Annotated in this window: 10 protein-coding genes; 8 read left to right on the top strand and 2 right to left on the bottom strand. The window is 42.0% G+C overall.

Annotated features, from left to right (window positions below):
* Positions 1 to 223: 223 nt before the first annotated feature.
* The gene (ligD, locus tag AC2TDN_RS03375; RefSeq protein ID WP_482067159.1) at positions 224 to 1,489 is read right to left on the bottom strand and encodes a DNA ligase D; all 1,266 of its coding nucleotides are present in this window, start codon (positions 1,487 to 1,489) and stop codon (positions 224 to 226) included.
* 317 nt (positions 1,490 to 1,806) lie between these two features.
* Between ligD and AC2TDN_RS03370 the strand changes: the two genes are divergently transcribed.
* From AC2TDN_RS03370 to AC2TDN_RS03335, 8 genes are all read left to right on the top strand, one after another.
* Positions 1,807 to 3,624 carry a PAS domain S-box protein gene (locus tag AC2TDN_RS03370; protein WP_484687016.1) on the top strand — a complete coding sequence of 606 codons (1,818 nt, stop codon included), beginning with the start codon at positions 1,807 to 1,809 and terminating at the stop codon, positions 3,622 to 3,624.
* 100 nt (positions 3,625 to 3,724) lie between these two features.
* Positions 3,725 to 4,141: a helix-turn-helix transcriptional regulator gene (locus AC2TDN_RS03365; protein ID WP_484687015.1), complete on the top strand. Its 417-nt coding sequence runs from the start codon at positions 3,725 to 3,727 to the stop codon at positions 4,139 to 4,141.
* Between the two features lie 177 nt (positions 4,142 to 4,318).
* A complete protein-coding gene (locus AC2TDN_RS03360; protein WP_482067161.1) occupies positions 4,319 to 5,023 on the top strand; it encodes a DUF4183 domain-containing protein in 705 nt (234 codons plus the stop codon).
* A gap of 87 nt (positions 5,024 to 5,110) precedes the next feature.
* Complete coding sequence (locus AC2TDN_RS03355) at positions 5,111 to 5,395, top strand: DUF4183 domain-containing protein (RefSeq protein ID WP_482067162.1); 285 nt, start codon at positions 5,111 to 5,113, stop codon at positions 5,393 to 5,395.
* A gap of 314 nt (positions 5,396 to 5,709) precedes the next feature.
* The gene (locus AC2TDN_RS03350; RefSeq protein ID WP_484687014.1) at positions 5,710 to 7,185 is read left to right on the top strand and encodes a protein adenylyltransferase SelO; all 1,476 of its coding nucleotides are present in this window, start codon (positions 5,710 to 5,712) and stop codon (positions 7,183 to 7,185) included.
* 234 nt (positions 7,186 to 7,419) lie between these two features.
* Positions 7,420 to 9,075, top strand: coding sequence for a M20/M25/M40 family metallo-hydrolase (locus AC2TDN_RS03345; protein ID WP_484687013.1), 1,656 nt, complete (start codon positions 7,420 to 7,422; stop codon positions 9,073 to 9,075).
* A 283-nt stretch (positions 9,076 to 9,358) separates the two neighbouring features.
* Positions 9,359 to 9,727, top strand: a complete 369-nt coding sequence (locus tag AC2TDN_RS03340; RefSeq protein ID WP_484687012.1) for an alpha/beta fold hydrolase — start codon at positions 9,359 to 9,361, stop codon at positions 9,725 to 9,727.
* A gap of 29 nt (positions 9,728 to 9,756) precedes the next feature.
* The gene (locus AC2TDN_RS03335) at positions 9,757 to 10,173 is read left to right on the top strand and encodes an alpha/beta fold hydrolase (RefSeq protein ID WP_484687011.1); all 417 of its coding nucleotides are present in this window, start codon (positions 9,757 to 9,759) and stop codon (positions 10,171 to 10,173) included.
* A 53-nt stretch (positions 10,174 to 10,226) separates the two neighbouring features.
* On the opposite strand, the gene AC2TDN_RS03330 is transcribed toward AC2TDN_RS03335, so the two are convergent.
* Positions 10,227 to 12,002: a glycoside hydrolase family 2 protein gene (locus AC2TDN_RS03330; RefSeq protein ID WP_484687010.1), complete on the bottom strand. Its 1,776-nt coding sequence runs from the start codon at positions 12,000 to 12,002 to the stop codon at positions 10,227 to 10,229.
* Between the last annotated feature and the right edge of the window lie 170 nt (positions 12,003 to 12,172).

Raw genomic sequence — 12,172 nt, 5'->3', positions numbered from 1 at the left:
GTGTTCTTTTTTTAATATATAAGCGCTTTCAATTTAATTAAAACAAAAATGAAAACGCTTATTGACAATTTGGAAGCGTATACATATAATAAAGGTACAGTATGGTTTCTCTCCACTCCTATCCAAATCCTATAGTACTCATCATGAGTGCGGACCACCCTTCGGGGTGGTTTTTTTTTTGTTGGTTTATGGAATCTGGATTAACGTCATGGATGCTTGCTTTTCACATCAGTCGTTTCTTCTCTTTCAGGAGTGATAGGACAGAGGGCAGCGAGTTGTTGTCGATTCTAAAAAAATCCTTCATCGGGCAATCCCCGTTTGCAAGTCGATCTAATACATAAGGAATGTTGAATTTCTCGACGCTTAATTGTTCATTCACTTCATGCCAATACAAGGGGGCTGCTACCGTCGCTTCATGATTTCCTCTTGTGGAGTAAGGGCAGATGATCGTTTTACCGGCTGCATGCTGGACGTAGTCGATGTAGAGCCTTGCACCTCGGTTTTTTTTCAGCCTTTCAATCGTAAAATCATCCGGATGCTTTTGTACCAAAAATTCGGCCAGAAAGGACGTCAAAATTTTTGTGTCGTCGTAGGTTAATGAAGCGCCCTTTGGAATCGGGATATGGATTTGCAGACCTTTTCCGCCAGACAGCTTGGGGAAGCTAACGATCCCGAAGCTATCGAACACAGCTTTCAATTCTAAAGCCGCCTTCACGGCAAGCGGAAAATGATCCCGGCTTGGCGGGTCCAGATCGATAACAACTTCCAGGGGCAGGTCCGTTTCAACCGTTTGGAAGGGGATATGATATTCGATTGCCAATTGGTTGCCCAGCCAGATCAGTGTCGACAAATCATCGCATACGATATAAGTAATCCCGTTCCTCTCCACAGTTTTAATGAAATCCGGAGCATAATCCGGACAATTACGCTGGTAGAAGGATTCTCCAGCTATGCCTTTTGGATAACGAATCGTCGTTAACGTTCTTTCCTGCAAAAAGGGAAGCATAAACTTTGAGACTTGTATCAAATAGGAAATGAAGCTTTCTTTATCGATTCTAGGCGAATCCCAAATGATTTTATCGGGATGTGTGAGTTTGACCTGAACGGGAACAGGTGCATTCTCAACTATCAATCTACTCCACGTACACGCCTTCCAATCGATGGAGAAACGGAACGCTTGAAAGGTAGGTTTAACAAGTCGGTCGTTTATGATTGCATCAAAGGTCAGTTCGACACAAATGCCGGGGGTGACCCAAATCATCGGATGTTGGGTTCGCAGGGGATTGGACTGAATAATTTCCAGCAATGATTGTTGCTCTTCCTTGTTCATACCGTGGATAAAGGTTCCGATTGGATGAACTTCACCTTCGATGTTCAAGCCGGCCATAAAGCTATTATCGAAGGTATGAAAGCCTAATACGAAAAAATCCCCCTTATACGGTCGCTGCGTTCTAGAAGGTAGAAGTTCCAACATTCGGTTTCCGTCCATATTTCTACTCCTCAACCATTTTGTGTACGAAGAATATGATTCCCTTCAAGGTGAGATATATTCCATAACCGATGGCTTCTTACATTGAAATTGAATGGGAGTAATTGCCCCCACCCTAAGTCATCATGATTTTTTTTAAAATTGAAAATCGATGATATTCCTGTCGAATATGCATATAAAAATCGCGTTTTTGTAAAAAAATAACCTTGTTTTCTATTTTTTTGGATAAAGCGCAGATCACCCATTTATTTTATTTTTAATTTGAGCTATGATGCAAAAATAGAAGAAATATATGCTAGTTACAATATTGAAATAGGGTGATATCTATTAAAGATTTTTTTTCAACTATAAATAAATCCAGACTATTTTTATCTTTCCTAAATATTACCTCCGACGGTGTAGTTATTGTTGATAGAGAAGGAAGGGTCCTAGGTATCAACAAGAAATTCGAGGAACTTCATGGCTGGTCCGAGAAAGAAATCATTGGAAAAATTTTGCCGATGACGCCAGAGAATCGTAGGGCCGGGGTATTTGAATTATATGAGCGTATTATTCTAGGGGAAGAATACAACGGTCGTGAGCTTATAAAGCTAAGAAAGGATGGGAGTACTTTTTATGCAAATGTAACCATTTCTGCAATGAGGAATGATTGGGGAGAGGTTGTTGCATTCGTTGGCGTTGAGAGGGATATAACCGAAAAGAAGCTGGCAGTAGAGCAGTTAAAAGAAAGTGAGGAGCGTTATCGAATATTGATCGAAAACTCTCCAGAGCCTATTGTGGTTTTTCAGGACCATATCATTACTTTCGTAAATCCTGCAGCCATGATTCTTATTGGCGTTTCGAAGCCGGATGAACTTATTGGTGAAAACGTTGCTCGTTTTTTTCATCCAGATGATTTAGATATGCTGCTTGGCGAAATGAATCAGTTGTTTACATCAAATCAAGCCGCTTCAATTTTGGATAAAAGGCTAATAAAGTTGGATGGAGAAATTATCCATATCGAAGTCAAGGCCGTACCATTTCAATTTCAAGGCAATAGATCGGTGCAGCTATTATTTCGAGACATAACAGAAAGAAAAAAAGCAGTTTTTGAGCTTGCTCAAAGAGAGCGCGAATATAGTCGTGTACTGAAGCTATCTCCTGAGCCTATTGTACTGCATAGGAACTCGATCATTACTTTCGTCAATGATATGGGATTAAAATTGTTTAACGGCCAAACAACAGATGATCTTGTAGGACGATCCATTTACGAATTTATATGTCCCAGTTACCATGAGACGCTTAGGGGAAGATTAAATCTAGTTATGGAAACAGATGGCTTTATGGAGTTTACAAGTCTTGAACTGAAACGCTTGGACGGGACATTATTAGACGCCGAGGTTTCTTCTATCTATATACATAAACATGTTGGAGATCCCGTCATCCAAACCGTCATTAGAGATATGTCAGAACGTAAAAAGTCCGAGGACATTATTCGTAGAGCAGAAAAACTTTCAATTGTGGGTGAATTAGCTGCTGGAATAGCACACGAGATACGCAACCCATTAACGGCGATAAAAGGGTTTTTACAGCTTTTGAGATCAAAAGAAATAGCTTACGTCGATATTATGCTAGTGGAAATCGATCGAATAAATCAGATCGTAAATGAATTTATGAGTATGGCCAAGCCTCATGCTGATAAGTTTGTAGAAACGGATCTAAAAGAGCTGATTGAAAACGTCTTATTTATGATGCAGCCTCAGGCCATATTATATAATGTTCAAGTGAACTTCAAGATGGATACGATGGATTCACATGTGTTTTGCGAGCCCAATCAGCTTAAGCAAGTTTTTATAAATCTGATCAAAAATTCAATCGAAGCAATGTCATCCGGGGGAACCATTAATTTGAAGGTTATTGCCAAGGATGCTTCATTTTTGCAAATTGTGTTGAGTGATGATGGCTCGGGCATCCACGAAGAGCATCTAGCGAATATTGGAAAACCATTTTTCACCACGAAAGAAAAAGGTACTGGTCTAGGCTTGATGGTTTGTTTCAAAATTATTGAAGCTCATCATGGACATATGGACATTCAAAGTGAACTTGGTGAAGGAACCATTATGACAATCACATTGCCGTATTTGCCTAACTCATAACATATATTCTACCATAATTCGCCCATTTCATATCGATATACCGCAGGCACAGCTTGATGATCTCCAATATCGTTTAACGAATACGCGCTGGGCAAATACCATGCAGGATGTCTGGTACTTATACGGTTATTGCCTCACGAGATCCGATATTCGCGTATTCCGGCTCTCCCGCATGCTTCATATAAGCAGCTTATCGGATACCTTTATTCGTCGTCCCTACACCCTGCAGGACGTTGAACAGCAATTTATGGGGAAAGCTAATTTTCAAAAGGTGAGGGCAGTACTTCGCTTCCAGCCTGAAATGAAGACGAGGGTAAGAGATGAATTTGGCTTTGATGAGATTTCAGACGAACCAGACGGCACTTTAACGGTCGTTGCCCACTATTCCTCTAAGGAGCGGGCGGTTCGCAGTATTTTAAGCTATAGCAGCTATGTTATGGTTGTAGAGCCCGCTGAATTAATCGAGGAGCTTGCCGGGCATATAAGGCAAATGGCTAGAAACGATAACGTAAACTAATCATTCATTTGGAAATAAGAGACCCACAGCAATCGGTGCTGTGGGTCTTCACTATATATCACATACCTAATTTTATTAAAAATAGTTTCCAACCTAACTTTCCTTGATTTATAGTCCATACCTCAGACAGATCGTATCATATCATATATAGATTATTTTAATGGGGGTTGATTTAGCTTGGGTAGAACAATGTCTACAAAGATGAAAATTCGGACAAGAAATCAACTACTTAAAGAGAAATTATGTGCACCTTCCGGGCTCAAATGGAAATACTCTACTCCAGTTCGTAGAAAAAAATCTAAAAAGAAAAAAATGGCTGCTTGTCCGCTAAAAAGAAAGAAAGAACATAAAAAGATCATTATTTTCAAAAAGAAGACTAGCGATTCACATCCTCAAGGAGTACAGGGATCTCAAGGGCCGCAAGGAATGCAAGGTCTAGGTACGCAAGGTGTACAAGGAGCGGAGGGCATTCAAGGACATTCAGGCAGACAAGGGCCGCAAGGAGAACAAGGTATTCAAGGGTTTCCAGGAATACAAGGACTGCAAGGACCTCCTGGCAGTGCGGGATCTGTCATCATCCCTGACATCATCATTTTACCTGCTGCACAAAGATTTTTTTATATTACGAGCTCAGATGCTCAGTCTCAAGTAACGATTCCAGCTGATGTTTTTACAAATGATGATGGATCGTTCATTTCCGCATTTTCTGACATGGGTCAAAATAGCTATAGCAATCTTTATATTAATGGGATATTACAAGAAGGCAGCGTATATTTTTTAACTGAAAATGCTTTGAATATTAATTCCAACAATCAGACTATATTTTCGGGGACGTCAATTATTGTGGAAATCATCACATTTTCCGCTAAAATCGAGCTTTGATCATATTAATATGGTAAATAATTGAATATGGCCCTTCCCTTTCTCTATCATTTGCATAAGCTACTTGAGAGAAGAGAGGTGATATAAATGCCAATTACAAAACCCTTTATGGCATCCAGAAAATTTAGTGCTACTATTGCAGACGGAACGGGAGTAGGTGTTGCATTTAATATTCTTGCCACTGCTACTACCAATGACGCCGGAGTTGCTGCCACAGCTTTTCCAACTGCGCCAGCTTACTACAATCTTTATATTAATGGGCAGATTCAAACAGCAGACACTTCAACTGTTACAACAACGGCTATTACCATTCCTGATGGTGATACGCTCGATCTTGGGACGCCAATTGTCATCGAATTTGTCGTAAACTAATCACTTTATGAGAGAGATGCCGACAATTATTATTTTTGAGTTGTCGGCATTATCTTGTTGTTAAATAAGATTTACATAATTAAAGATGAATTTTCACTTTACGGTTAGCATAGTTGAATAATCCGCCATTTTTATTTAAATTTAATGAATGGGTAGAATAAAACAATGGAAAGGATATAATGAATGGGCAGAAGCAAGCACGAAAAGGGCTGCCATAAGTTGATATATAAAGTAGATAGCTAATTTAACATCATGCCTATGACTATCTTTTGATGCAAAAAATACGATGTAACAGAAAGAAAAAAGGAGATAAGATGACGGAGAAAAAACCACTAACTGAAGCAGGATGGAATTTCGACAATAGCTATGCTTGTCTGCCTGAAATCATGTTTGCAAGGATGGCTCTAAACCCTGTACGCTCACCGAAGCTGATCATTTTTAATGATTCATTGGCAGCATCGTTGGGGTTGAACGCCCTCGCACTGCAAAGTCAGGATGGCGTAGAAATGCTTGCTGGCAATCAGATTCCTCAAGGAGCTTTGCCGCTCGCTCAAGCATACGCTGGGCATCAATTCGGACATTTTAACAGATTAGGGGACGGTCGCGCGCTGCTGCTTAGTGAACAGATTACTCCTCAAGGCGAGCGGGTAGATATTCAGCTCAAAGGTTCAGGAAGAACGCCTTATTCCCGCGGAGGCGATGGACGTGCTGCGCTTGGGCCGATGCTGCGTGAATACATCATCAGCGAAGCTATGCATGCGCTTGGCATTCCTTCCACCCGAAGCTTAGCGGTGGTCACAACCGGTGAGGCAATCCGCCGGGAAACCGAGCAGCCTGGTGCCATATTGACACGCGTGGCTGCCAGTCATATTCGAGTGGGCACCTTTCAATATGTTTCAAGTTGGGGCACTACCGAGGATCTTCAGGCACTGGCTGATTACACTTTGCAACGACATTTCCCAGAAGCTGCTGATAGCGGGAACCGTTATCTTTCACTGCTTCAAGAAGTGATCAAGCGCCAGGCAGAGCTTATTGCCAAATGGCAGCTCGTTGGTTTTATACATGGGGTGATGAATACCGATAACATGGCACTCAGCGGGGAAACGATTGATTACGGTCCTTGCGCTTTCATGGATAACTTCGATCCAGCAACGGTATTTAGTTCAATTGATGTTCATGGACGCTATGCATATGGCAATCAGCCGAATATAGCTGTGTGGAATCTCGCGAGATTTGCTGAAACGCTATTGCCGCTGCTGCATGACGACGAGTCACAGGCTGTCAGCCTGGCAGAGGATGCGATATCCGATTTTATCGAATTATTTCACCGTAACTGGATTTCGGGAATGAGGGGGAAGCTGGGAATCTTTAATGAAGAGGCTGAGGATGAAGCTCTTATTAAAGGGCTGCTCACGATCATGCAGAAGTACGGTGCAGACTATACAAATACATTCCGCGCGCTAACTTTTGAAAGGCAGGAGGATACGGTTCTGTACGGTACACCGGAATGGTCTCCATGGTACGAGCTCTGGCAAGCGAGGTTGAACAGACAGCAGGAAGCAAAAGCCTCCTCGCTTCAGCTAATGCGAAGCAGCAATCCTGCCTTAATTCCGCGCAACCACAGGGTAGAAGAGGCACTAGAGGCAGCCGTGAAACATGAAGACTACAGCGTGATGGAGCGGCTTCTTAATGTTCTTTCGTGCCCCTATGCTCACTCCTCTGAGCAGGCTGATTATTCCACCTTGCCTGCGCAAGCAAACGGTTCATACCGAACCTTTTGCGGAACCTAGAGTCATTAGGCTAACTAATTAATTGTAAAATATATGGTTACAGCAAGGGGCAAACTTATTTGCCCTTTTTTCTTTTGCGGTTATGTAATAACCTATTGTTGTAATTAGCGATGACATCTGAAATATCAGATGTTTCAATATCGACCTTAGTCTAGGTAAAAACCTAGTCTAAAGTCGATTCTCGAAATATGGATTATTTTGGTATGCTAATGTCGGAAAAAGGGGGGAGTTCATATGAAAGCTATGAATAGCGAATTTTCAACTGAAACGAAGCCTGCAAGTCCACCTTTTTGGAAAAAGGGGGTTGTATTGTGCTTGCTAATCCTTGTTCCGATCCTGATTGGATTGCTGCAAATACAAGCACCCCGAAGCGTTCAATCGGATGCCCCGCTTGAGCTTTTTTCGTCTGAAAGGGCGATGAAGAAGCTGGAAGTGATTGCAAAGGAGCCTCATCCAGTCGGAAGTCTGGCACATCATGAAGTACGTGATTATCTTATTTTGGAGCTTAAAGGTCTCGGCTTAAATCCTGAACTTCAAAAAGCAGCTGTTGATTCACCTCTATCGGGGGAAATTGAAAATATTATTACGCGAATCCCAGGTACAGCTAATAGTAAAGCAGTCATGATTGCTGCACATTACGATAGTGAAACGAATACTCCGGGGGCTGCAGACGATGGAGCGGGAATTGCAGCGATGCTGGAGACGATACGTGCGCTGAAAGTATCGGGTCCGTTAAAAAATGATCTTATCTTTCTCATGACAGACGGCGAAGAAACGGGGCTGTTTGGAGCAAAAGCTTTTATGGAGGATCACCCTTGGGCTCATGATGTGGGAATTGTCCTTAACTTTGAAGCGAGGGGGAATAAAGGCCCATCCTTTATGTTTGAGACAAGTGACCAGAATGGCTGGCTGATCAAAGAGTTCATCAAGGCTGCTCCTGATCCTGTTGCTTACTCCGTCATTTATAACTTATATAAACTGATGCCCAATGACACGGATTTGACGGTGTTCAGAGAGGAAGGACTATCAGGATTAAATTTTGCATTTGGCATGGGGTTTAACGCCTATCATCAGCCTATTGATACTCCGGAAAATCTCGATATGTCGAGCTTGCAGCATCATGGGGAATACATGTTAAGCTTGTCCCAGCACTTTGGCCAGTTGGATTTAAAACAGGTACAGCAGGAGGATCGGATATATTTCAACCTATTTGGCAGTCATATGGTCAGCTATCCCCAATCCTGGGGCATGTGGTTGATGATCGTTGGTGCTTTGTTCTTTATTGCTACAATGGTGCATGGCATACGACGCAAAAGAGTGACGGTTAAGGGGACGATCGGTGGTTTTTTTATCACGCTTATTAGTTTGCTTATCGTGTTTGGATTAATCACCCTGACATGGCGTTTATTGCGCTCCGCCGTATCTTACGAGCAGCTAAAGATCATTTTGCTTGATCCACAAGTGAGTATAACTATTTTGCTTGGATGCATTGTAGCTACGGTGATGATTATCGGTCTATTGGTGCGGTGGATTTCAAAAAAGATACGAATGGAAAATATGTGGGCCGGAATACTTCTGCTATGGACATTAATAAGTATTTTCATGGCGCTATATCTGCCTGGAGGAAGCTATCTTACCCTCTGGCCGTTGCTTTCCAGCCTTATTGGGTTAAATCTTTCTATCCGAATGAGGACAGATGAGCGAAAATGGGGAGCGGTATTTTTTGCGATGCCGGGTTTGCTGCTGTTTGCTCCAATCTGTTATTTGATTTATGTATTGTTGACGCTCCAATTAGCAGCTGCACTGCTGTCGGTCGTTGCGCTTGCGTTCACATTGATTTATCCGGTGTTTTGTACGAGGAGCAGCCGCGAGTATTCTAGAACACTGTGAATGACTTGAGAGGCCTTTGCTATTGCGCAGGGGCCTCTTTGTATATGCATTAACTTGAATGTCATACCTGTCATGCCGAAAACTACAAGTATATTGAGTGTAATTTATGTAAAATATTAACTATGATTCATTGTTGTAGATTGCTCCTAATGGATTGTAATTTGTTGAGAATAGGTATAGGTTATGATTCCCTCAAAGGTTGGTGTGTGAAGATGGTTAACCCATTTAAAAAGGAAGCGGGTAAGGAACTTGTATTGAAGTCCTATCAAAGATTGCTTAACCAATGGGGAGTTTCTTATCAGGAAGAGAAGTTCCGACAACCTTTGGTCAGACGCATGTCATTATTGCAGGAGAATCACAAAAACCTCCGCTTTTATTATTTCATGGGGTCGGTGATAATTCTGCTTTGATGTGGATTTATAATATCGCTGAATTGTCTAAGCATTTTTATATTTTTGCAGTTGATACCATTGGAGGACCTGGAAAAAGCCAACCGAACAACAACTACAATAGCAGCTTTGACCAAGCCACATGGATTGACGAATTACTTCAGTATTTTAGTCTTGATATGATTCATATCGCAGGCGTTTCCAATGGTCCTATCTTGCCAGTTATTATACGATCACTAATCCGAATAAGGTTAATAGGATAGTTGCGATGGCAGGGGGAGTCAAAGTAAATATGATCAGGATGCTTCTGCTTTTTCTGCCTGAAGCACTGTTTCCTGTATCCGAAAAAACAACGAAAAAATTACTCAGAAAGCTAAGTGCTCCCAATACTTCTATGGTGTTTGAAAATAATGAGGATATCATGGTTCATTGGACTTACCTGCTAAAATATTTTAACAATAGATCGATGATGTATCATAAGTATAGAAATTTCACGAAGGATGAGCTTTTGATCTTGAAGAAAAAAGCTCTTTTTTTAATTGGAGAGTACGACCGATTGTCTTATTACCCTGCAGCTATTAAGGAACTGGAGATGAACCAAATTTCTTATAAAATTATTCCAAATGCAGGGCACGGCATTAATCATGAGCAAGCGAGTCGCATTAACCATGAAATCATAAGTTATCTAAATGGCAGCCATGAACATTGAATTTCGTACAACAAGCCATTCCCTAGGGAATGGCTTGTTGTACGTATCCAAGTCTATTTTATTTTAGCAGTGTCTACAGTCTGCTTCTCGATTGCCGCAATCGTCGAATTAATACGGCGGATCAATTCAGGATTGAATTTATGATGACGATCGTATGTGAGGAGGCCGTTTACTTCCTGCTCGACATCGTAGAGCTGTGTGTAGCAAAATGCGCAGATGTATGGATTTTCTAACAGCGTTAAAGTTAAGCCTTCATAGCGAGAAAGAAATTCTTCTTCTGATTTCGGACGGTCGCCATAGCCCCAGCTCTTCTGATCAGCTTGACCTGGATTCCACCAAATGCCGCCGTATTCACTAACGAAGTAGGGCTGACCGTCGTATTTCTGTCGGTTTTGGAAGGTGACGAACCGTTCTCCGCCAGTACGCATAGCCTTGTAATTTTGGGCGAATTTTTCTGGATTTTGCTCATAATCATGTACATCGAATATATCAGTAATGACATGGAAGTTGCCGCTTGTATCAATGACAGGACGAGTTGCGTCAAGTGACTTGGTCACCTGATAAGTGATCCGCAGCACCTCATCATTTTGGCGGGCTCCCTGTGGTCCATCCCAGGTTTCATTGAACGGGCACCAGCCTACTAAAGCAGGACTATTATAATCTCGTTTTACAATTTCAATCCACTCCGGCAAAAATTGCTGCAGCCCTCGTGCGTTTGTAATATCGAGTCCCCAGTTCGCATGTTCGCCCCAAACGATGTACCCCAATTGGTCAGCCCAATACAAGAAACGAGCTTCAAACACCTTCTCATGCAGACGTGCGCCGTTGAAGCCAAGACTCATAGACAATTCAATGTCCCGCTTTAAATCCTCGTCAGTAGGAGCGGTATAAATTCCTTCCGGGTAAAAGCCTTGATCCAGCACCAAACGTTGGAAAACGGGTTTACCGTTAATGAGAATCGCATTGTTATCCCATTTCACGGAGCGAAGACCAAAGTAGCTTTCTACGGAATCGATTGCTTTCCCGTTATACTGTAAGGATAATGTAAGGTCGTAAAGGTTGGGCGATCCGATTTCCCATAAATGGCTTACTGAGAGCTTCACCGACAATCGACCTTGTTTGCCATTCACTACAGCAGTCTGTAAACCTACCCTTTTGCCGCCGAACTGTGCTCCTACAGAAAAAGTTAATCCGTCAGCTCCGACGAATTCACCCTCAACATGGAGGGACTGGTTATCAGAATCCGGTGTCAATTTGAAGGACTGAATATACTGCTCGGGCACGGATTCCAGCCATACGGTCTGCCAGATTCCTGTCGTTCTCGTATAATCGCATCCGTGTGAATGATACAAACCAGACTGTTTGCCTCGAGGCTGCAAGCCGGATCGTTGATCATCTTCAGCACATACAGTCAATACATTCATGCCGGCTTGAAGCAGGTGAGTGATTTCTAACGAAAAGGAGGCATAACCACCGCGATGGGTGCCTGCGGAAATACCATTTATCCAAACCTCCGTTTCGTAGTCAACTGCGCCAAAATGTACGAGGATACGGCTGCCATGCCATTCGGCAGGAATTTCTATTTCCCTACGATACCAGACCGCAGGCATGAAATCTTTGTTCTCAATGCCGGATAGCTTGCTCTCCGGACAGAAAGGAACGAGTATTTTCTCCTTTAAGGCTGAGGCCTCAAACAAATTGCGATGCTTTCCGCTTTTTCCATGATCGATTTCAAATTCCCATTCCCCGTTCAGGTTCATCCACTCGGAGCGAACCATCTGCGGACGCGGATATTCTGGACGTTGGATGGACTGTTTTGCTGTTGTCATTATAATCCTCCTCTGAAAATGATTAATTAAAAAGTTAACTATATTAGATTTATTTAAAGATTTTGATTCAAAAATAGTATATGAAAACGATTGTATAGTTGTCAACATGCTGCATTTAGTCTGGGTAATAGATTATTAATAACTTTTAAGTTAAATATTATAATGTGTAG

The sequence above is a fragment of the Paenibacillus sp. Y660 genome, from assembly GCF_057221575.1.
The sequence above is the reverse complement of the archived record's forward strand: the minus strand, read 5'-3'. Positions and strand labels throughout refer to the sequence as shown.